Below are 21,743 nucleotides of genomic sequence, written 5' to 3'. Positions count from 1 at the left end.
ATTTGCACGGGTTATGCCATGAAAACTTTCCGAATTCTCCTCCTTTGCCTGTTGCTTGGCATGTCCTTATTCACCCAAGCCGAAGACATTGATATCTACAGCGACAATGCCGGCACGACAGGGGCGCCTAACGTACTGCTGGTGCTGGACAATGCGGCCAATTTTTCAGCCAGTGCCGGTAATTGCACCTATGTAGATGGTACGGCGCCATCTCTCAACGGGACGGCAGGTGGTATTGAGCAGTGCGCGATTTACAACGTGATATCAAGCTTGCCGGCGGGCTCGGTCAATATCGGCCTGATGGTCTATAACGCCAACAATATTCACGACATTAACAACGCCAATTGCGGTGGCTCGAATGGGGGATGTCTGGTCCAGCCGATCACGCCCATGACCGGCACTGCCAAGTCAAATTTCCTGGCCTGGATCAAGACCTGGAAAACCTCGGGAGGGGCGGGCGATGGTTATATCAAGGCTAACGGCGAGGCCACCGGGGCCACCATGCAGGAAGCCTGGGCCTACTATGCCGGCAACACCGGCCTGTCCGGGCGATCTTACGCGGGCATCCAGCCAACGGCGGGTTGCCAGAAGAACTTCGTCATCTTCATTGGCAATGCGTTCACTACCGCGGGCACGCCGGGCGACGGTGGCAGCACCAGCCCCATGAGTGCTTTGAATACCGCGCCTGGTGTCACGGCAGCCCAGAAGGTAAACATCACCATTCCTTCGGGGTCCTACGGAACCAGCGCTTTCAGCTGTGGCAACTACACCATGGGTACGCACTCGGATTCGTCAGGCCTGTACGCGGACGAGTGGGCGCGCTACATGTACCAGACCGATATTTACGGCGGATTTTCCGGCAATCAGGGCATCACGACCTACACCGTGGGACTGCTTGGATCGAGCTGCAAGCCCGATTTTCCGGCCCTCCTGAGCAGCATGGCCAAGTATGGTGGCGGGAAGTACTTTGCCACGTCGAGCTATGACGAAATCACAACCGCCATCCAGAAAATCCTCAATGAAGTTCAGGCAGTCAACAGCGTGTTCTCGGCAGCCAGCCTGCCGGTCAGCGTTAATGCACAAGGCACGTATCTGAACCAGATCTTTCTGGGCATGTTCCGTCCTGACGCGAGCGCCAGTCCGCGCTGGCTGGGCAATCTGAAGCAGTACCAGTTCATACTGGAGTACCCGGATCCCAGCAATCCCGATCCGAACAAGGCCACACTCAGGCTGGGCGACGCCAATGGTAATCCCGCTATCAGCGCGGCGGGAACCGGCTTCATCACGTCGGACGCGGTCAGTTACTGGACTCAAAAAAATACCGCAACAGCACCCGATTCGACGGGTGGCTTCTTCATCAATGATCAGCGTGGCGCTGGTCTGGCCTTCGATTCGCCTGATGGTGAACTGGTCGAAAAGGGAGGCGCGGCGCAGCAATCGCGCCTGAGCAACCTGACGGTGAATTACAACAGCACACCGTCTTCCCCCCGCAAGCTTTACACGTACTGCCCTGCCGGTTCGGGATGCAATGTGAGCTTGTCAGACAGCAGCAACGCATTTGCAACGACCAACAGCGCCATTACCGACGTCATGTTGAGTTCATCTTCGGGTTTTGCTGTGTCCTCCATTGTGAGAGGCGGCACGGTTGCTACGGTCACAACCGGCTCGAATCATGGTTTCACCACGGGCGATTCCGTCACCATCAGCGGCGCCAACCAGACGGAATACAACGGCAAGAAGGACCTGATTACCGTACTGAGCCCCACCTCCTTTAGTTTCACCGTCGCGGAATACCCGCCCAGCCCGGCAACTGGCGCCTTCACGGCCTCAACCCCGGGCACTCCGCAGGCGGTGAGTTCCATCACACGCACCGGTACCGTGGCAACCGTGACCCTGCCGGGGCACGGTTATTTCCAGGGGCAATCCGTGACCATCACCGGGGCTGCGCAGACCCAGTACAACGGAACCTTCGCGATCACGCTGATCGATGCGAATTCTTTTTCCTACCCTGTCGTGGAGGGGCCTGCATCGCCTGCGGGAGGCGGCACAGCGACGGTCGGAAGCACCAGCCGCACGATCGAGGCTTACAACAGCAATCCAACCCCGGGCGTGGTGCGTGTCGCAGGCAGCACCACGGTCACGGTGACCACCACGTCGAACCATGGTTTTTCGACTGGAAACGTTGTGACCATCGCCGAAGTGCGTGACACGACGGGCGCACTGATTCCGGAATACAACATCGGTCCGGTGAGCTTGACGAAAACAGGAAATAAATCGTTCACCTATACGATTTCAGCTACGACTCCTACGACTCCGGCAACCGGAACCATCAAAGCCGACGGCAGCACATCGCCGAAAACGATTTCCAGCCTGACACGCAGCGGAACAGTGGTCACCGCGACGGCTGCCGGGCATGGTTTCGTCAATGGCGAGACGGTAAGCATCGGCGGCACGGCGGGCACCAATGAAGGAGGCTACATTGGCAGCTTTGTAATATCCGGTGTTACGGCCAACACCTTTAATTACAGCGTGGTGACAACACCTGCCTCACCAGCGACGGGAACGATCATCGTCCAAAAGAGTGGCATCAGCGACCGCACGGCCCTGATCAACTGGGTGCGCGGTGAAGACAATTTCGGTGACGAAGCCAGTCCCGGCAGCGGGTACACGGTCCGCCCGTCCATTCACGGCGACGTGTTGCATTCACGACCGGTCGTGATCAATTATGGAGACACCCGAGGCATTGTGGTTTATTACGGGGCCAATGATGGCGTGTTCCGTGCCGTGAATGGCAGCCAGACGGGCTCCATAGGTTCCGTTCCTGCCGGCGGCGAATTGTGGGGTTTGGTATTGCCTGATTTTTTCGGCAAACTCAATCGCCAGCGGGTCAACAGTCCGGAGTTGAAGCTGCCATCTACCGTGCTTCCCAGTGCCCAGCCCAAAGATTATTTTGTTGACGGCTCAATGGGTGTTTTTCAGCAGCTCAAGGCTGACGGAACCATCGACAAGGCCTACATTTACCTGACCATGCGCAGGGGCGGGCGTTTCATTTATGCCCTGGATGTGACGGAGCCGACCAACCCGAAATTCATGTGGAAAATCAGCTCTACGGATGCCGGGTTTGATGAGCTTGGGCAGACTTGGTCGCGCCCCCGGGTGACGCTGGTCAATGGTTATGCAAACCCCGTGCTGGTGTTTGGCGCCGGCTATGACCCGGCCGAGGATGCCGAGCCACCTACTGCCGACACGATGGGGCGTGGTATTTTCGTGGTGGATGCGGTTACCGGCGTGCGGGTGTGGAAAGCGGTCTACACAGCGGGCGCATCGTCCTGCAGCGGTACCAGCACCCAGGCAACATGCGCAGTGTCCGGCATGAACTGGGCCATTCCGGCGGACATCAGTTTTGTAGACCGCGATAACGACGGAAAGACGGATCGTTTTTACGCTGCGGATGTGGGCGGCAATGTTTGGCGTGTGGACCTGGAACCTGCGGCGGGCAGAACCCCTGACAAGTGGCAGGTCACCAAGCTCGCCGCTCTGGGTTGCGCCACGGGCACCTGCGCGATTGGCACAACGCCGCGTAAATTTTTCTTTCCTCCCAATGTTGTGTCAATCGGCGCCACAGGAGCGACCGGTTCTTACGATGAAATCCTCTTGGGATCGGGGGACCGGGAGCATCCGCTCATAAGCACGGCGACAGGCTCTGCCTACAACGTGGTGAACCGTTTTTACATGCTCAAGGACACCAAGACTGGCAAGGATGCCAATGCCTCACCTGCAAGTACCGTCATTACGGAGGCGGCTTTGTTCGATGCGAGCTCCGTGGCTTATGCGGGCACCGACAAAGGCTTTTTTGTTACCCTTCTTTTCACGGATGAAGATGGCAATTTGCTACGGGGTGAGAAGTCCGTGAATGCGCCCACCACGGTCAGGGGAACGACATTTTTTGGGACCAACGCACCCAAGTTGCCGAGTGCAACATCATGCGTGTCGAACTTGGGCGTCGCCAGGGGTTATGCCTTGAATCCATTTACCGGGGCACTCAGTTTCACGGAGTACGACGGTGGCGGCTTGCCGCCCAGTCCGACGACGGGCATCGTCACGATTCAGACTGCCAATGGACCCGTGAAGAAGACCTTTTGCGTGGGCTGCGGCGGCGGTGGTGGCGGCGGAGGCGGCGGCGGCGGCGGTGGGGATTGCAAATCAGCACTGGGGGTGTGCGATCAGACCAAGCCAGTACCCAAGAACGCGCGCCGGACCTACTGGTACAAGCAATAAGGCCTGCCTGATTGGTGCCACGCTTGTTGTTGGGTTGTGGTTAATGCCCCGGACTTATCCTCCAAATGCAGGATGGTAACTTCTTGATACTTTAGATACGATTTCGGCCATACCCTGTCTCGCCCTTGAGGTAGGAACTGGCCGGCTCAAGACCGGTCTCAACTATCGGGTGGAGGCGGGTTTGAGCAAGCATGGACGTTCCAGGTCTGGCGGCGTCACTTTGATCGAGTTGCTGGTGCTGCTGACGATTGTGGCGATAGTTCAAACGTTGGCGGCTCCGGCCCTGTCGGGGTTTGTCGATTCCATGAGGTTAACTGCGGGGATCAATACACTGTTCTCCAGTGTTCACTTCGCACGCAGTGAGGCGGTCAAGCGTAGTGCCCGGGTTGTACTATGCAAGTCGGCCACGGGTAACGGCTGTACCAGCACGGGTGGATGGGAGCAGGGGTGGATCGTTTTCCACGATGCCAACAACAACGCCTCGCTGGATGCGGGAGAAATACGGCTGTTATGGGAGCAGGCCTTGCCTCACCGATTACGGCTCGCAGGCAACAGCCAGGTCGCCAGTTATGTGTCCTACACCTCCGCGGGGACTACAGGCCTCACGTCGGGCGCATTTCAGGCCGGTACCTTCACACTTTGCCTGCAGTCATCTACTCCTGTGGAAGCCCGGCAGATGGTTATCAGCAGTGCAGGGCGATCCCGTACAACGAAGGCAATGGTGAGTCAGTGCCTTTGAGTCCATTAGACCTCAGGTCATCCAAGGCAGAAACACCTTGCGCCTAGCGCCTCACCTCATCCACCAGTGTCTTGAATTCATCAATGTCTTCAAAGCTGCGGTACACGCTGGCAAAGCGGATGTAGGCTACCTTGTCGAGTTTCTTCAGCTCCCGCATGACCAGCTCGCCGAGGCGGTTGGAGGCGACTTCCCGAACGCCCAGGCTGAGAAGTTTTTCTTCAATCCGCTCGATGGCTGAGTCGATTTGCTCTGTGCTCACCGGCCGCTTGCGCAGCGCCAGGTTCATGGAGCCCAGGATTTTGCCGCGCTTGTATTCAATGCGGCGTCCATCTTTTTTGACAATCGCCGGAAAATTGACGTCTGGCCGCTCGTAGGTCGTGAAGCGCTTTTCACACGCGCCGCACTGGCGGCGGCGGCGTATGAAATCTGCATCTTCCGACACCCGCGTTTCCACCACCTGGGTCTCAAGGTTGCCGCAGAAGGGGCATTTCATCGGTTTGCCAAGACGTCGACGTGCGCTTCAGCGGTAAACAGGGAAGCGGCTGGTCAGGGCATTGACCTTGGCGCGAACCGCTTCGATATTGGCGGCATCGCGGGGGTTGTCCAGCACATCTGCAATCAGGTTGGCCGTGATGCGCGCCTCTTCGTCCTTGAAGCCGCGCGTGGTCATCGCTGGCGTACCGATGCGCACGCCACTGGTGACCATCGGCTTTTCCGGGTCATTCGGAATCGCGTTTTTATTGATGGTCATGTGGGCGCTTCCCAGTACGGCTTCAGCTTCCTTGCCGGTGATTCCCTTGGCGCGCAGGTCGACCAGCATCACGTGGCTCTCTGTTCTGCCGCTGACAATACGCAAACCGCGTTGCGTTAGCGTTTCGGCCACGATGCGCGCGTTCGTCAGCACCTGCTGCTGATACGTCTTGAATTCGGGGGAAAGCGCTTCCTTGAAAGCCACCGCCTTGGCGGCAATCACGTGCATCAGCGGGCCACCCTGCAGGCCGGGGAAGATCGCGCTGTTGATGGCTTTCTCGTGCTCGGCTTTCATCAGGATGATGCCGCCGCGCGGGCCGCGCAGGCTCTTGTGCGTGGTGGACGTCACGACGTCGGCGTGCGGCACCGGGTTCGGGTATACGCCTGCAGCAACCAGGCCCGCGTAGTGCGCAATGTCGACCATGAAGATGGCGCCTACGGCTTTGGCGACTTTGGCAAAACGCTCGAAATCGATGCGCAGGCTGTAGGCCGAGGCGCCGGCGATGATGAGCTTGGGGCGGGTCTCGTGCGCCTTGCGCTCCATCGCGTCGTAGTCGATCTCTTCCTTGTCGTTGAGTCCGTATGAGACAACGTTAAACCACTTGCCGCTCATGTTGAGTGCCATGCCGTGGGTCAGGTGACCGCCTTCGGCCAGGCTCATTCCCATGATGGTGTCGCCGGGCTTCAGAAAGGCAAGAAACACCGCCTCATTGGCGGAGGCACCGCAATGCGGCTGCACATTGGCGGCATCCGCGCCAAAAATCTGCTTGATGCGGTCAATCGCCAGCTGCTCCGCCACGTCCACATACTCGCAACCACCGTAATAACGGCGGCCGGGGTAGCCTTCGGCGTATTTATTGGTGAGCTGCGAGCCTTGGGCGGCCATGACGGCGGGCGAGGCGTAGTTCTCGCTGGCAATCAGCTCGATGTGGTGTTCCTGCCGGGCGTTTTCAGCCTGGATGGCAGCGAAAATTTCGGGGTCGGTCTGTTCGACCAGAATATTGCGATGGTACATGGCAGTCCTTCAAGACTTTGATCCTTGTCCTTGGGTAGCAAGGAAACAAGGGCTGCCCAGGCGAACGGCTGAACGCTGTGGCCAAACGGCTTTGAGCGGTGCGCTTCCCAGTGGTGTCCCCACGTCAGCATCAATGGCCGGCAAGACCATGATACCTATCGCCAGTCGCGCACCTCGCTAGTGTAACTGAGGCCGGGCGTTCGGGGGCAGGCGTGGGTTCAAAAGTAAAAAGCCGGGGAGAAGCCCGGCATGGAAGGAGCGTGCGCCGAACCACCCGCAAAGGTCTGGCGGCCAGCAAGAAGAGGGGCTCAGGACCGGCTGAGGAGCGCTACTTTCTCAGGCGTTTTGCTGCCGTCGCCAGCATCTACCGCGCCGGGTTTTGCCGGCAACGAGGCTGGCATGGGGCGCGCAGGCGCCGGGGAAGCAAAGAACGGCGAGGGCAAAAGGCGCTTGCTCCCCACCACCGCCAGCAGGCGGGCGTGCTCGGCCATGACTTTCCCGGCGTAACCGCCGTCATCTTCCATGTTCGCCGCACCCACGTAATACTTCAGGCCACCCTCGATCGAGCCGGCCCTGGCAATGCACTCCTGCAGCACCTTGACCCCGACGCGAAGGTTGGTAACCGGGTCAAACGCCGCCAGTTTGCCGCCAAAGTTTTCATACTTGTCGTGATGCACCTTGGTCATCACCTGCATCAAACCCTGTGCGCCGACCGGGCTTTGGGCAAAAGGGTTGAAACCCGACTCGATCGCCATGATGGCCAGAATCAGGGTGGGGTCAAGCTTGGCCTTCTGGCCAATCTCAAACGCCTCCGACACCAGAACGCTCAGGGGCTCCGCCGCCACGCCGTATTTTTTACTCAACCAGTAAGCCACTGCCGCCTGTTGGGACGGCAGGTCTTTCGGGTTGGATGCGGTGGCCCGGTCAATGGCGGCGGGCTCGGTAAAGCCGATCGCTTCCTCCTGGCGCTCCTGCAGCCAGGTGATGAGTTCGGATTCACCGGCCTGACGCAGATCGGGCCGGGCAACAAGCGTAATCACCGCGAACACAACGGCCAGCCCCAGCAGGGCAAAGCTGTTGTGGATGATCTCGAAAAAGCCTTGGGCAATGTCGTCAGCAATATTTGAAACACTGCTGCGTGCACTTTTGAAGTGCGCCTCAAGGTACGGCATCAAGCCATGGTTTCCTAGCGCTGTCATAGCACTCCTTTCTACGCCTGCAAAGGCGCGGGGGCCATGCAGACTTTGATTGGGTCGCCATCAAACCAAGGCTTGGCCTTGCGGGTGTTGACCCTCGTTTGACGTTGCCGGGATCGGCAGCGGATTCGGGTTGCCCCTAGGTGGTTTTGGGAGCAAGCCGAATTTTAGTGGCCGCTTTAATAACCTGTCAAGAATAACAAAGTGGTTTGATATGCATTTTTGTGAGATTAGACCCTGCTTTTTATCGAAAAATGGCCAAAGAGCGAGCTGTAGCGCTGCCTTTTAAAGAACCGCCCCAGTTAAATTTACTTACTCAAATTTCACTGTCATCCAAAATCCCGTGTGTCTGCCAGATAGCTTCTCATTGCAGGCGCAGGGCTCCCCCGGCGCTGCCTCAAGAAAACGGCAATCACTCCTGTGCCGACGATTGAAAATTTGGACTTGCCCCCGGCCTGTCGAGGGTTTAACCTCTAATTGCCTGATTAATTCAGGCTCCCGCTGGGTAACCAACCCCGGTAAAACTGGAAGCAATCACTTGCTTCTATCGCACTGTGAGACGATTACTCTCTCCTTTTGCGAAGACCGACGGCATGAGCATTACGCCCGCCGTCAACCCCGGTCAGTCAAGCTGGTCGGGGTTTTTCGTTTTGAATCACCACTTTTTTCAAATAAATCATTGACCTTTTGGCCCGGCCATAAAAAACTCGGGTCTTATGCCAAGCAATGAATTGAAGAACAAGTGGTGGGAGAGGGGACGGAAATTTCAGGCCAAGGTCGGCGTTTGGGTCCGGTCACCGTCGTGGCGGCGCCGTGCGAGCTGGGCTTTCGGGGGGCTGTTGCTGTTGTGGGTGCTGGCCTATGCGGTGGTCCCCGTCATCCTGACATCGCAACTGGAAAAAATTGCCTCTGAAAAGCTGGGTCGCCGGGTGACCGTGGGACAAGTGGACTTCAAGCCGTGGTCGCTGGAGCTGACACTCAATGACCTCGTCATCGCAAAAACCAGCCGCGCCGGCGCCACTACACCGGGTGCAGCCGGGAGCGCCCAGGCCGGCGCAGCGGCTCAGCTCACGATCAAGCGTATCTATATAGATGCGGAACTCGAGTCCCTGCTGCGGCTGGCACCGGTGGCCGATGCGATCGTGGTGCAGGAACCCGTGGCTTCGCTGACTTATCTTGGGGAAGGGCGTTACGACATTGACGACATCCTGGACCGTTTCAAGGCCTCCGCAGGCGAGGTGCCTGGCGAGCCGCCGCGGTTTGCCCTCTACAACCTGGAGCTCAATGGCGGTCAACTGGACTTTATCGACCAGTCGGTGAGCAAGACCCACGTGCTGCGGGACCTGCAACTCACCGTGCCTTTTTTGAGCAACCTGAAGTCCCAGCGCGAGATCAAAACCACGCCGCACCTGGCTTTCCGGCTCAATGGCAGCAGTTTCGACACGGCGGCCGTCGGTACGCCCTTTGCACAGACCCGCAAGACCGACGCCAGCGTCACGCTTAGCGGCTTTGACCTGAGCCCCTACCTGGCTTACTGGCCAGCCAGCCTGCCGTTCCGGCTGCAAAGCGCGGTGCTGCATGCCGATGCCAAGGTGGCGTTCGAGCAGACGCCGGATGCCGTAGTCAGGATATCAGGAACGGCCACGGCAGAGAAAGTTCGCCTGCTGACTGTTCCAAGCCCCGCCCTGCCGGAGGCTTCATCGTCAAGCCGGGACTTCCTGTCCTTCGATCGGCTGCAGATCAGCATGGACGACGTGCGCCCGCTGGAGCAATTCGTCAAACTCTCTGCGGTGGAGCTCGCCGCGCCTACGCTGCAGATCACGCGGGACCGGGCTGGGCGCCTGAATGTGCTGCCTTCCAGTGGACAAAGCGCTACAAAAAACATAGCTGCCGACGGCCAAAAACCGGGAGCAAACCCGCCAAACGATGTCCAACCAAAGGCCGCGGTCAGCGCACCGGTGATCCCGCCCGCTGCAGCGGTTTCCACGGCGGCGACGCCCTGGAAAGTGCAGGTGGGCAAGGTCACCGTGCGCGGTGGTGCACTGAACTGGCTGGATGAAACCCTGAGCTCGCCTGCCCAGATCCGGCTGGCTGGCATCGCACTGGACGCGTCGGCCATTGCCGTGCCGTTTGCTGCCGGCGCACCCTTGCAGTTCAACGGATCGATAGGGCTGGATCAGTCCGTCCAGGAGCCGCCCGCTGCAGCGGCAGGTGCCAACGCAAGCGCACAGACAAAGGCGAAGGCGGCCGGGGTTTCTGCGAAAGCCACCGCGCCCGAGCCGGCCGCCACCCCGGCGTTGTTGACCTTCAGCGGAACGGCCACTGACCAGGCGGCCCAAGTCACGTCCACAGTGGCTGCCTGGCCGCTCAACATGGCAGCCAAGTACGTTGGCGAGTTTTTGCTTCCGGCGTTGAATGGTCAACTCGATGCCCAACTGGGCGTGACGTGGCAGGCCGCTAGCGGCGACAAGGGCCAGGCGCTGCAGGTCACGGCCCCGCAGATCGCCGTCAGCGACGTGGTGCTGGCGCAAGGCAAAACTTCGCTGGTGTCCATCAAGCGTGTGGACCTGTTTGAGGTGGGCATCGATGTGGCCGGCCAGACCTTCAAATCCGCCAAAATGCAGCTGACCCAACCCAGGGCGAAGATCGACCGCGACAGCGACAAACGCTGGATGTACGAGCGCTGGATGGTGAGCCACAGCACGCCATCGCCATCGTCGCCGTCAGCGCCTGTCGCCACCAAAGCAGACGCGCCTTCCTGGGCGGTGGCCATTAACGAGGTGCTGCTCGATGGTGGCGCCATATCGTTTTCCGACAAGGCCGGCGCCAAACCGGTCGCGTTTGAGGTTTCGGCGGCCAGGGCTCAGCTGGGCGGGCTGGTGCTTGATGACCGGCCTTCGGCCAGGGCGCAAGCGGCCAAGCCCATGCCGCTCACCGCCTCTTTGCGTCTGGCTGCCGGGCATTTTGAACCCGGCAAGCTTGACTTCAAGGGCAGTGTGGGTCTCGTGCCGCTGCAGGCACAGGGCCAGCTGGTGGTGGACCGGCTGCCGGCGCAGGCGTTTGAACCTTACTTTGCCGACACGCTCAACATCGAACTGCTGCGCGCCGACGCCAGCTTCAAGGGCCGCGTGGCCTACCGCCAGACCCCGGCCGGGCCGCAGGCCCAGATTGCCGGCGATGTGGCGCTGGAAGAGTTCAAGGCCAATACGCTGGCACCCAGTGAAGACTTGCTGGCCTGGAAGGCGCTGAACCTGCGCGGCCTGAATGTGGCGCTGGATCCGGCCAAGGCCACGCGGGTGGACGTGAAGGAAACCGTGTTGACCGACTTCTTCGCCCGCGTGATCGTCACCTCCGAGGGCCGCATCAACCTGCAGGACCTGCTCAAGCCGGCCACGTCTGCCAGCACCGCGGGGGGCACGGCAACGGTCGCTGCTTTCACGCCTGCATCTCAAGCGGCTACCAAAACCATAGCTGGTGGTGTCCGTCAAACAGAGGCTGTAGCGCCAAAAGGCTTGCAAACCGTAGCGCAATCGCCTGCTTCGACCCCTCCCGTAGCCAGCCCCGGCCCGCCTCCGGCAGTGAGTTTTGGCCCCATGAGCCTGGTCAACGGCAAGGTGCTGTTTTCGGACCGTTTTGTCAAACCCAACTATTCGGCCAACCTGAGCGACCTGACCGGCAAGCTCAGCGCGTTCTCCTCGGTATCCCCGGCGGTGCCATCCACGCCGGGCAGCGGCACAGCTACGACGCCCAACATGGCCGACCTGGAGTTGCGAGGTCGGGCCGAGGGCACGGCGTCGCTGGAGATTTTGGGTAAGCTCAATCCGCTGGCCAAGCCGCTCGCGCTTGACATCACCGGCAAGGTGCGCGACCTGGAACTGCCGCCGCTCTCGCCCTATGCCGTCAAATACGCCGGTTACGGCATCAACCGCGGCAAGCTCAGTATGGACGTGAACTACGTGGTGCTGCCTGACGGGCGGCTCATCGCCACCAACAAGCTCATCCTCAACCAGCTCAGTTTTGGTGACAAGGTCGAGGGTTCCACCGCCAGCCTGCCGGTCAAGCTGGCGGTAGCGCTGCTGGCCGACCGCAATGGCGTGATTGACCTGGACTTGCCCATCAGCGGCTCGTTGAACGACCCGCAGTTCAGCCTCGGCCCCATCATCGTCAAGGTCATTGTCAATGTGATCGTCAAGGCGATTACCGCACCGTTCAGCCTGCTGGCCAGTGCGCTGGGTGGTGGCGGGGACGAGTTGAGTACCGTCAGTTTCAAGGCCGGCAGCGCCCAGCTGGGGCCAGAAGCCAGGGCAGGGCTCGACAAGGTGGCCAAGGCGCTGGCGGATAGACCCGCCCTCAAGCTCACGGTAGTTGGCACCAGCAGTTTGGAGGCCGAACGTGAGGGTTTCAAGCGCGAGCGGCTTGATGAACTGGTAGGGGCCGAAAAGCGCCGCAGCACAGTCAAAGAGGGCGGTACCGCCGGGGCCGCGGTCAGCATCAGCGCCGCCGAGTACCCCGCCTTGCTCAAGGAGGTGTACAAACGCGCGGACATGCCCAAACCGCGCAACCTCATTGGCCTGGCCAAAGAGCTGCCTGTGCCCGAGATGGAAAAACTGCTGCTGGCCGCCATCAATGTGAGCGATGACGCCATGCGCGAGCTGGCGGTGCAGCGCGGCATGGCAGTCAAGGACTACCTCGCCACCCGAAACCTGCCACCTGATCGCCTCTTTCTGGGGGCCGCCAAAGCGGTGCCGCCAGAGGCCAAATGGACGCCACGCGCCGAACTTAATTTGGCGATGCCCTAAAAACAGCGAAAATACGCGCAGTGCTTTATTTTTTAAAGCGTGAGGGTGGGGCGCAGGAGGCAAAGGCCTTGTACGCCGCGACCCGCTTTCCCCGCTGACGGTTCACCACCCATTGCCCTACCTGTGGCAGCAAGTGCTGGCAGGCGCAAGCATCCCGGAGCACAGGGCGCCCCGGCTCGCGTGCCGTCTTCGGCTGTTTTTCTCGAACCGAGTGTTATTAATTTTTTATGCTGCGTTTTCCCATGTCCAAATCTTCCAAAGCCGACGCCACCCCGGCACATGCATCCGCCGTGAAAACCGGCCCGGCCAAATCGGCTGAAGCCCATCCGCTGGACGGCCTGACGGGCGGCGCGTTTTCAGCGCCCACCTCGGGCGAGCGCACGGCGCGCATCCGTCAGTGGCTGGCGACGGAACCCACGGCAGAGCAGATGGCCGAGGTCTACAAGGACCTGGCCAACCGCGACAAGGGCGCCGCCAAACCCCTCAAGGAAAAGCTCGACGAAGTCAAACGCAGCAAAGGCCAGGAAGCCGTGGCGGCTGAATGGGCGGAAAAAGCGCAGGGCCTGCTTGCCTTGCCCAAGCTCAATCTGGCCGATGCCCTGGCCTGGCAGCGCGATGCCGCCAAAGCCGGCGCCCCCTTGTCCCGGGATCCCCTGGCCAGCCTGAAGGTACAACTGGCCGAGCGCGTCAAAACCATCGAGGACCTGCAGCATCGCACCCAGGTGCAGCGCGAAGCCGCCGTGCTGATTGCGCAGCGCATCGAGGTGCTGTCGATCAAACCCTGGCGCGATGCGGAAGCGGCGCTCGATACGCTGCGCACCGACGTGACGCACTGGCAGAACCAGGCCGACGAGATCATGCACGACGCCAACTGGGCCAGTGTCGATGCCAAGTTTCCACCGCTGCTGGATGCCTCGCGTGGCCAGTTGCTCGCTGTGTGGGACGCGTTCCAGGGGGCCCTGGCCGTGGCTGTGAAAGCCGCGGAGGACGTGGCGGCGCCGCTGCCCGCCGTGCCGGTGTGGGCCGACGAACTGCGTGCCGCGCGCGGTGTGCCGGCGCCCGCGGGCGAGCAGCCGGCGCGCGCGCCCAAGGCCAAAATCGACCCCGCCGTGTTGCAGGACATGCGCGAGAAGGCGACGGCGGCCGTGCAGGAGGCGCTTGCCAGGCTGGAGCACGAAGTCACTGAAGGCCATGGCAAGTCCACGCCCAAAGTCGCCGCTGACCTGCGCCATGCACTGAAAGAGCATGTCCGCCACATCGACAGCAAGCTCGAAGCCGCCGCCCACGCCGCGTTGACCGCTGCCGGTGAACTGGAAGGCTGGCAGCGCTGGCGCGCCGACCAGATCCGTGAAGAGCTGGTGGTGAAAGCCGAAGCGCTGGTGGCGCACCCCATGGGCGGCCGCAAGCAACAGGAAGCCTTGCGCGCCATGCGCGAGCAATGGAAGACCAGCGATCAGGGCGGCACGCCCAACCATGCGCTGTGGAAGCGCTTTGACGACGCCTGCAATGAAGCCCATAAAGTGGTCGAGACCTGGCTCGAAAAAGTCAAGGAGCAGACAGAGGCCAGCAAGGCTCAGCGCCGCGCACTGATTGATGAAGTGCTGGCCTGGGCCGAAGCCAACAAGACCAACACCGACTGGAAGCACCACATTCGCAGCCTTAACGGGTTTGTGGAGAAATGGCGCGAAGCCGGGCACCTGGGTGAAAAGGCCTTTGCCGAAATCCAGCCTGTCTGGAAAGCCGCCATGGATGCGGCTGATGCACCGCTGACGGCCGCCCGCAACGAGAGCCTGGCGCACCGCAAAGCCATGATTGAAGAGGCGCAAGTTCTGGGGGCTGAGCCCCAGTTGCGCATTGATGCCGTCAAGACCCTGCAGCAGCGTTGGCAGCATGAGGCGCAAAGTGTGCCGATTGAGCGCAAGCAGGAGCAAAAACTGTGGGATGCTTTTCGCAAGCCGATTGATGACGCCTTCCAGCGCAAAACCGCCGAGCGCGAAAAAGCAGCGGCTGCGCTTGGCGAGTTCGACCGCATGGTGCTCGAGGCCTCCAAAGCGGTGGAAGCCGCCACGGCCAGCGGCGATGCGCAAAAAATCCACGCCGCCGCCAAGGCGCTTGAGGCGATTGTTCGCGGCCAGGTTCCCGTGCCAGCCCCTGTGCCCGTGCCTGCACCTGCGGCTACATCGGAGTCCGACGTGCCGTCGGCTCTTTCGGTCGAGGCTGTGCTTGCCGCCGCCAATGAAACGCATGTTGCAGCAGGAGATGATGCTGAAGCCATTGTTGAACCTGCGCAGGAAGCTACAGAAACAGCAGCAGACCAATCGCCCGTCATGGAAGCCGCTTCTGAAGCGGCCGCCGCCGAGTTTGCGCAAGCCGGCGAGCCTGCCTCTGCACCCGCTGAACCCCCGCCGCCGCCCAAAGCCGCACCCAGGCCTATCGTGGCCATGCGCGGTGACGACCGCCCAGGCATGCGCAAGGCTGAAGCAGCGCCCGCAGGACGAGGCGGCAAATTCGGTGACCGCAAGGATTCGCGCCCAGGCGGCCCGCGCCAAAGCACGGACAACAAGTTCGAGCCTTACCGCCCCGACCGCGATGGCAGCCGTCCCGGCCGTGACGACCGGGGCCCTCGCGGCAATGACCGCCCGGCCTTCGAAGACCGTGGTCCGCGCCTGGGCGATGCCGCTTTCCGCGCCCAGCGCGAAGCCTTTGAGGCCGCCAACCACGCGCTGAAAAAGCTCGCCATGCAGGCCCATGGTGAAGTGCTGACCCACTTGATCACCGCCTGGGAAAAGCGCGATCCGTCGCTGCTGCCCGGCGCGCAGGAGCTGGGCAAGCAGGTCGCGCCCGCCGTGCGCAACCGCTGGGTTCAGGCGGTTGGCGCGCCCTCGGGCAAGGATGCGTCCGAGGCCTTGCTGCGCCTGGAGATTGCCGCCGAACTGCCCACGCCTGCCGAGCACCTCAGCGCCCGTCGCATGTTGCAACTGCAGCTGCTGACCCGGCGCAACGCGCCCGCGCCCGCTGAAACCTGGGGTGAAGACGCCGCCCAGGTGCTGGCAGCCGACTTCGATGCCGGCAACGCCAGGCGTGTGCAGAACGTGTTGAAGGTGTTGCTCAAGCGTTGAGCTGAACTTTAAGCTGACCTCCCGCCCCGCATGGGTTTGAGTTGGGCTTTCACGCTCCCGGTCTGCGTTCTTCGTGTTGCGTTCTGGTGCGGCATGGATGCATGAGGCAGCCGGGAGTGTTCATCTCAAGGATGTCGGTGCCAGCGGCCTGACATCACTGGGCAGGAAATGGGCGGTGCAGTCGCTCATGGCTGGCCGGCTATCGCGTCGACATGCCGTACGAGGAAATACTCAAGCACCTGCCAGCTGCGAATTTCCCGTGCATGCGGTCAGGATGCTATTAAATAGATAGCTTCTTTCTCCTGCACTTCTCTGCTCTTCTCTTCCCTGTGCTTCCCTGTCCTTAATGGGCTGAGGCCCTGTTTCTCTTGAAGTACTCATCAAACAGCCCAGCCAGGGCCGCAAAGTCCTGCGCAAAGCGGGAACGGTTCACAAAATACGCTTCGCAGGTCACGGCGAAGAATTCGGCCGGTGACGTGGCGCCGTAGCGGTCCAGCCAGGGCGGCGCACCGCCAAAACGTTCGGCCATGGCCACCTGTTCGCAAAAGTCGTCGTAGGCCGGTTGCATCACGGCTTGCCAGGCCTCGCGTGCAGCACGCGAGGGCAGGGGTGGGCAACCGTTCGCGGCGCCGTCACGCATGTCGATCTTGTGGATGAATTCGTGAACCACGACGTTGTAGCCGTGGCTGGCCGATTCACCAGCGGCAGCGACATCCTGCCAGCTCAGGGTGACGGGGCCCCGATCCATCGCTTCGCCCAGCAGGACTTCGCTGTAGCGGTGCACCACGCCGCTGCCGTCCGTGACCTCGCGGCGCGCCAGCATGGCCCCCGGGTGCACCACGATGCCTTTGAAGTCGTCGTAATAGTCGAGGCCCAAGTGCAGCACGGGCAGGCAGGCCTGCGCAGCAATCGCAACCGCCATCTTGTCCGTCACGACGAGGCCGTGCGCACCGCTGAATTCCTTTTGGGTCAGAAACTGGCTGACCAGGGTCCGCAGGTGTAACTGCTCGGCCGCGGGGCGCCGGGCCAGAAAAGGGTAGTGGGCCAGCGTGTCCAGCCACAGGGTCTCGGGAATGGCGCCAGGATCGGCGCGGACGAGCCCCAGCAGTGTTCGCAACCAGTTCAGCATGAAGCGGGTGTGTCGATTGCAGGCTTTTGTGAGCAGGCCGGCAGCCGGACCTACAGCAGGGGAATGCGCCGCAGGCCGCCGGCAGAAAGGCGCAGCACTTCGGCGCGCGGCGGTTTGGCCTCTGCGTGCCAGTCGCTGAGGACCACACGTGCAAAACCCTGGCCGAGGTCATGCACCGCCGGTTGGTGGGTGTGGCCGTGAATCAGGGTGCGTGCCCCCGCAGCCTCCAGCCACTGGCGGGCGGCCTGGGCGTCCACATCGGCATAGCCGGCCCCCGATTGCCGGCGGCGTTCATGCTGCTGCTGGCTTTGCTGGCGCAGCCCGCGCGCAATGGCCTGGCGTTCGGCCAGTGGTCTGGCCAGGAAGGCCCTCTGCCAGTCGGGGCTGCGTACCTGCTGGCGAAACTTCAGGTAGTCCACATCACCCAGGCACAGCGCGTCGCCATGCGACAGCAGCCAGCGGTGGGCGGACTGGCCTGGAAACACCAGCACAGTCGGGTCGGCCAGCAGGGTGATGTTGCACAGGTCCATCAGCGTCGGGCCGGTCGGGGTCTGGCCCACCAGGAAGTCGCGGTTGCCGTGCATGAAAAAAACAGCCAGCCGGCCAGCCGTCTCGCCCAGCAGGCGGGCGCAGCGGTCTTCAAAGCTGGTTTCCGGTTTGGTCTCCAGGCCAGTCGCTGGGGCCGACAGATCAGCACTTACCGCGTCGTCGCCGACCCAGACTTCAAACAGGTCGCCCAAAATGAACACCGCATCGGCAGGCGTGCTCTCAAGGTAATGCCTCCAGGCCGTGAAGGTGGCAGGCTCCCCGGCCTGCAAATGCAGGTCAGCAATGAAATCGACCGTGCGCCAGGAAGGCGGTGCATGGAACTCCGCGATCTGGGGCACGGTCAAGGAGGATGTCACGGGCTGGACTTGGGCAGGCTCAGTCCGAAGGGCTTCAGGCCAGCGCTACCGCTTTTTCGATCACCACGTCTTCGAGCGGCACGTCGTCATGAAAGCCTTTGCGGCCGGTCTTGACAGCCTTGATCTTGTCAACGACCTCGGTGCCCGCCACCACCTTGCCAAACACGGCATAGCCCCAACCCGATGCGCTGGGTGCGGTGTGGTTCAAAAAGCCGTTGTCAGCCACGTTGATGAAAAACTGTGAGCTGGCCGAGTGCGGCGCATTGGTGCGGGCCATGGCGACGGTGTAGTTGTCGTTCTTCAGGCCGTTGGTGGCTTCGTTCTCGATCTCGGCGTCGGTGGGCTTTTGTTTCATGCCGACTTCAAAGCCGCCGCCCTGCACCATGAAGCCGGGAATCACCCGGTGAAAAACGGTGTTGGCGTAGTGGCCCTTGTTGACGTAGCTCAGGAAGTTGGCGACGGTCTTGGGTGCCTTGGCGGCATCCAGCTCCAGCGTGATCACGCCGTAGTTCTTGATGTGGAGTTCGACTTTTGGATTGCTCATGGTGGTTCCTGTATCAGTGAGTCAATTGATTAATTGACGAGGGTTGCAGATTGGATGAGAACGGGCGTTTTAGGCACGTCCGTGGGGAAGGGGCCGCCGGGGCCGGTGGGCACCGATTTGATTTTGTTCACCACGTCCATGCCGCTGATGACCTTGCCAAACACCGTGTAGCCGTAGAGCTGGGGAGCGTTGACGAGTTGCGCGCGTGGCGTGTTTTCATAGACCTGGCCCTGGTACTCAAACCGTGGCACCGGGTCGCCCGGCGGGATCGGCGTCGGGTTCAAAAAGTCGTTGTCCTTGACGTTGATGAAAAACTGCGATGACGCCGAATGGGGGTCGTTGGTGCGGGCCATGGCCAGTGTGCCCACCACGTTTTTGGTGCCGCCTTTGGCCAGGGCTTCGCGGCCTTCATGGACCACCGGCGGACGGGTCTTTTTCTCGGCATATTTCGCATCGTAGCCACCGCCCTGCACCATGAAGTTGCCGATCACGCGGTGAAAAATGGTGCCGTCGTAGTGTTTGTCCTTGACGTACTGCAAAAAGTTTTCAACTGTTTTGGGCGCTTTGTCGGGGTAGACCTCGACCACGAACTCGCCTTCGCTGGTCACAAACTTCACCTTGGGGGCACTTTGCGCCAGGGCCGGGCCGGCAAGGCAGGTGATGACGGCAGATGCAGCCATTGCTGCAAGCGCTGCGCGGCGAGCTGCGCTGAATGGGGTCAACGTGGCGGACATGGTGAGCTTGGCAAATGCCATTGAATTACCTCTTCAAAAAAATATTTTTCACTGGCTACCCCGGCGAGGGCTACTACCACTGCGGGTGGCTGGCCCGGCCTGTTCCAACGTCCCAGACCAGTTTGCTAAAGGTTACCACCATCGTGTCGCTGCTGTCGGTCCAGCGCAGGTCTCAGGGCAGCGGCTCATGCAATGCGAAGCACGTGCTACCGGGGCGATGCCCCGGATGCAGGGGCGGGCCTGGCAACCGTCGGGCTGGATGCCTGCGCGCCAGCGGCGGCCGGCTTTTGGCCTTTGGGGTCGGCTGACAACAAGGTGCGGATCAGCGCCAGCTTGGACGGCACGCTGGTGTTGCCACCGTCAAGCTGCAGGGCTTTGCTGTAGGCCTGGCTGGCGAGCTTGGCGTAGACGTCGCCCAGGTTTTCGTGGGCGGTGGCGTAGCTGGGGTTGGTGCGGATCGCCATTTCAAGCGCAGCCCTGGCCTTGTCAAACTGGTTCTGGCCGGCGTAGAGCACTGCCAGGTTGTTGTAAGGCTCCGGCAGCTCGGGATATTCTTCCGTGATTTTGGTGAAGGTGGCAATCGCGTCGCCGGTCTTGCCGGTTTCGGTCTGGATGACACCCTTGAAGAAACGCATCTGGGGGTCGCGTGGCTTTCCGGCGATGTACTGGTCGGCCTTGGCCAGCGCTTCGGGGTATTGGCCGGCCCGTATCAGGTGGCTGACATCGGCGTAGTCGTCGGCATGGGCTGCGGATACCGACAGCATGGCGGCCAGCAACAGCATGCGCAGGGCCGCCGGCAAGGGGTTGCGTGAGTTGCTTGAGAACGGTGCGCGCGTGGGCATGAGAAATCTCGCAATTGTTTGGAAGCGTTGGTTACCCGTCGGGCAGAAAATCGCCATGAAACAGTCCGGCTTTTCAGTGGCCCCTGGATTTGCCGCATGCTGCATGCTGTCAGGTCGGCTGGATATACTGACCAATTGTAGCTGAGGGGGTATAGTTCGTTGCCGCCCGAAAATCGTGCTTTCCCCTTTATGGCAGCTTCTTTTGCATTCCGTTTTTATATTTTTCTGCGCCCAAAACTGTCCGCCAGATTCCGTTTCCTGTCTCCCCTCTGACCGATCGACCGATTCCAGTCAGGCCACGCATCCAGATACTCCATGAGCCTTCGCATTTACAACACGCTGTCGCGTGACGTGGAAGATTTTTCTCCCCTGGTCCCCGGTCATGTCCGCATGTATGTGTGCGGCATGACGATTTACGACCTGTGCCACATCGGCCATGCGCGCATGATGATGGCGTTTGACGTGGTGCAGCGCTGGCTCAAGGCCAGCGGCCTGCAGGTGACTTATGTGCGCAACATCACCGACATCGATGACAAGATCATCAAACGGGCGGTCGAGCGCGGCATCACCATTCGCGCACTGACCGACGAGATGATCGTCGCCATGCACCAGGACATCGGAGCCCTGGGCATCGAGCCGCCCACCCTGGAGCCGCGCGCGACGGAATACGTGCCGCAGATGCTTTCATTGATCGGCACGCTGGAGGCCAAGGGCCTGGCCTACCGTTCTTCGAATGGGGACGTGAACTATGCGGTGCGCAAATTTCCGGGCTACGGCAGGCTTTCCGGCAAATCACTCGACGAGCTGCGGGCGGGCGAGCGCGTGGCGGTGCTGGACGGCAAGGAAGACCCGCTGGACTTCGTGCTCTGGAAACGCGCCAAGCCTGCCGAGCCACCGGAAGCTAAATGGGATAGTGACTATGGGTCCGGCCGGCCAGGCTGGCATATCGAATGCTCTGCCATGAGCTGCCAGACGCTGGGCGAAACTTTTGACATTCACGGCGGCGGGGCCGACCTGCAGTTTCCGCACCATGAAAACGAAATTGCGCAGAGCGAAGGCGCCAACGGCAAGCCGCTGGCACGCTTCTGGGTGCACAACGGCTTTGTGCGGGTTGATAACGAGAAGATGTCCAAGTCGCTGGGCAACTTTTTTACCATCCGTGAAGTGCTGCAGAAATACGACGCCGAAACGGTGCGGTTTTTCATCGTTCGTGCGCACTACCGAAGCCCGCTGAATTACAGCGACGCCCACCTCGACGACGCCCGCAATTCGCTCAAGCGCCTCTACACGGCGCTGGATCTCGTCAGCCCGGCCGACGTGTCGATTGACTGGGCCAATCCGTTTGCAGCGCGCTTCAAGGCTGCCATGGACGAGGACTTCGGCACACCCGAAGCCGTGGCGGTGCTGTTTGATCTGGCCGGTGAAGTCAACAAAACCCGTTCCGCCGAACTGGCCGGTTTGCTGAAGAGCCTGGGCGGCTGCCTGGGCTTGCTGCAGGGCGCCCCCGGTCGCTACCTTCAGGCCGGCGCGGGGCTGGATGACGCCAGCATCCAGAAACTGATCGCTCAGCGTGCCGATGCCAAGAAAGCGAAAAACTTCGCCGAGGCAGACCGCATCCGCAACGATTTGCTGGCCCAGGGCATTGTCCTCAAGGATTCACCTGCAGGCACTACCTGGGAGGTGCAATCGTGAG

Annotated in this window: 13 protein-coding genes and 1 riboswitch; of the genes, 5 read left to right on the top strand and 8 right to left on the bottom strand. The window is 61.2% G+C overall.

Features of this window, described 5'->3' with window-relative positions:
- The first annotated feature begins 18 nt into the window (after nucleotides 1-18).
- Nucleotides 19-4,278, top strand: a complete 4,260-nt coding sequence (locus AC1DUR_RS02030) for a pilus assembly protein (RefSeq protein WP_477717116.1) — start codon at nucleotides 19-21, stop codon at nucleotides 4,276-4,278.
- 181 nt (nucleotides 4,279-4,459) lie between these two features.
- Complete coding sequence (locus AC1DUR_RS02025) at nucleotides 4,460-5,017, top strand: GspH/FimT family pseudopilin (RefSeq protein WP_477717115.1); 558 nt, start codon at nucleotides 4,460-4,462, stop codon at nucleotides 5,015-5,017.
- 43 nt (nucleotides 5,018-5,060) lie between these two features.
- Here AC1DUR_RS02025 and nrdR read toward each other — a convergent pair whose 3' ends face one another.
- The 3 genes from nrdR to AC1DUR_RS02010 form a co-directional block, all read right to left on the bottom strand.
- Entirely contained in the window at nucleotides 5,061-5,510 is a 450-nt protein-coding gene (gene nrdR, locus AC1DUR_RS02020) for a transcriptional regulator NrdR (protein ID WP_477717114.1), read from the bottom strand.
- A 27-nt stretch (nucleotides 5,511-5,537) separates the two neighbouring features.
- Entirely contained in the window at nucleotides 5,538-6,782 is a 1,245-nt protein-coding gene (gene glyA, locus AC1DUR_RS02015; RefSeq protein WP_477717113.1) for a serine hydroxymethyltransferase, read from the bottom strand.
- Between the two features lie 47 nt (nucleotides 6,783-6,829).
- Nucleotides 6,830-6,961, bottom strand: a riboswitch (ZMP/ZTP riboswitch).
- Nucleotides 6,962-7,090: 129 nt separating this feature from the next.
- Complete coding sequence (locus tag AC1DUR_RS02010; RefSeq protein ID WP_477717228.1) at nucleotides 7,091-7,954, bottom strand: lytic transglycosylase domain-containing protein; 864 nt, start codon at nucleotides 7,952-7,954, stop codon at nucleotides 7,091-7,093.
- Nucleotides 7,955-8,694: 740 nt separating this feature from the next.
- Between AC1DUR_RS02010 and AC1DUR_RS02005 the strand changes: the two genes are divergently transcribed.
- Nucleotides 8,695-12,777, top strand: coding sequence for a DUF748 domain-containing protein (locus tag AC1DUR_RS02005; RefSeq protein WP_477717112.1), 4,083 nt, complete (start codon nucleotides 8,695-8,697; stop codon nucleotides 12,775-12,777).
- Nucleotides 12,778-13,019: 242 nt separating this feature from the next.
- Entirely contained in the window at nucleotides 13,020-15,896 is a 2,877-nt protein-coding gene (locus AC1DUR_RS02000; RefSeq protein WP_477717111.1) for a DUF349 domain-containing protein, read from the top strand.
- Nucleotides 15,897-16,239: 343 nt separating this feature from the next.
- Here the strand turns inward: AC1DUR_RS02000 and AC1DUR_RS01995 are convergent, their stop codons facing one another.
- From AC1DUR_RS01995 to AC1DUR_RS01975, 5 genes are all read right to left on the bottom strand, one after another.
- Nucleotides 16,240-17,025, bottom strand: coding sequence for a M90 family metallopeptidase (locus AC1DUR_RS01995; RefSeq protein WP_477717110.1), 786 nt, complete (start codon nucleotides 17,023-17,025; stop codon nucleotides 16,240-16,242).
- A 50-nt stretch (nucleotides 17,026-17,075) separates the two neighbouring features.
- On the bottom strand, nucleotides 17,076-17,930 hold the full coding sequence (locus AC1DUR_RS01990; RefSeq protein WP_477717109.1) for a UDP-2,3-diacylglucosamine diphosphatase: 855 nt from the start codon (nucleotides 17,928-17,930) through the stop codon (nucleotides 17,076-17,078).
- Between the two features lie 34 nt (nucleotides 17,931-17,964).
- Nucleotides 17,965-18,474, bottom strand: a complete 510-nt coding sequence (locus AC1DUR_RS01985; protein ID WP_477717108.1) for a peptidylprolyl isomerase — start codon at nucleotides 18,472-18,474, stop codon at nucleotides 17,965-17,967.
- A 29-nt stretch (nucleotides 18,475-18,503) separates the two neighbouring features.
- Nucleotides 18,504-19,229 (bottom strand): peptidylprolyl isomerase, encoded by a 726-nt coding sequence (locus tag AC1DUR_RS01980; protein ID WP_477717107.1) that lies wholly within the window; start codon nucleotides 19,227-19,229, stop codon nucleotides 18,504-18,506.
- A 185-nt stretch (nucleotides 19,230-19,414) separates the two neighbouring features.
- A complete protein-coding gene (locus AC1DUR_RS01975; protein WP_477717106.1) occupies nucleotides 19,415-20,050 on the bottom strand; it encodes a tetratricopeptide repeat protein in 636 nt (211 codons plus the stop codon).
- 315 nt (nucleotides 20,051-20,365) lie between these two features.
- On the opposite strand from AC1DUR_RS01975, the gene cysS reads away from it, so the two are divergent.
- On the top strand, nucleotides 20,366-21,742 hold the full coding sequence (gene cysS, locus AC1DUR_RS01970) for a cysteine--tRNA ligase (protein ID WP_477717105.1): 1,377 nt from the start codon (nucleotides 20,366-20,368) through the stop codon (nucleotides 21,740-21,742).
- The last annotated feature ends 1 nt before the right edge of the window (nucleotide 21,743 follow it).

It is taken from the genome of Polaromonas sp. P4_F4, assembly GCF_056401355.1.
The sequence above is the reverse complement of the archived record's forward strand: the minus strand, read 5'-3'. Positions and strand labels throughout refer to the sequence as shown.

Bases quoted from the DNA above. Each gene is read 5' to 3' on its own strand.
- AC1DUR_RS02030 (WP_477717116.1), top strand. From the start codon at position 19: ATGAAAACTTTCCGAATTCTCCTCCTTTGCCTGTTGCTTGGCATGTCC.
- nrdR (WP_477717114.1), bottom strand. From the start codon at position 5,510: ATGAAATGCCCCTTCTGCGGCAACCTTGAGACCCAGGTGGTGGAAACG.
- glyA (WP_477717113.1), bottom strand. From the start codon at position 6,782: ATGTACCATCGCAATATTCTGGTCGAACAGACCGACCCCGAAATTTTC.
- AC1DUR_RS02010 (WP_477717228.1), bottom strand. From the start codon at position 7,954: ATGCCGTACCTTGAGGCGCACTTCAAAAGTGCACGCAGCAGTGTTTCA.
- AC1DUR_RS02005 (WP_477717112.1), top strand. From the start codon at position 8,695: ATGCCAAGCAATGAATTGAAGAACAAGTGGTGGGAGAGGGGACGGAAA.
- AC1DUR_RS02000 (WP_477717111.1), top strand. From the start codon at position 13,020: ATGTCCAAATCTTCCAAAGCCGACGCCACCCCGGCACATGCATCCGCC.
- AC1DUR_RS01995 (WP_477717110.1), bottom strand. From the start codon at position 17,025: ATGCTGAACTGGTTGCGAACACTGCTGGGGCTCGTCCGCGCCGATCCT.
- AC1DUR_RS01985 (WP_477717108.1), bottom strand. From the start codon at position 18,474: ATGAGCAATCCAAAAGTCGAACTCCACATCAAGAACTACGGCGTGATC.
- AC1DUR_RS01980 (WP_477717107.1), bottom strand. From the start codon at position 19,229: ATGGCATTTGCCAAGCTCACCATGTCCGCCACGTTGACCCCATTCAGC.
- AC1DUR_RS01975 (WP_477717106.1), bottom strand. From the start codon at position 20,050: ATGCCCACGCGCGCACCGTTCTCAAGCAACTCACGCAACCCCTTGCCG.
- cysS (WP_477717105.1), top strand. From the start codon at position 20,366: ATGAGCCTTCGCATTTACAACACGCTGTCGCGTGACGTGGAAGATTTT.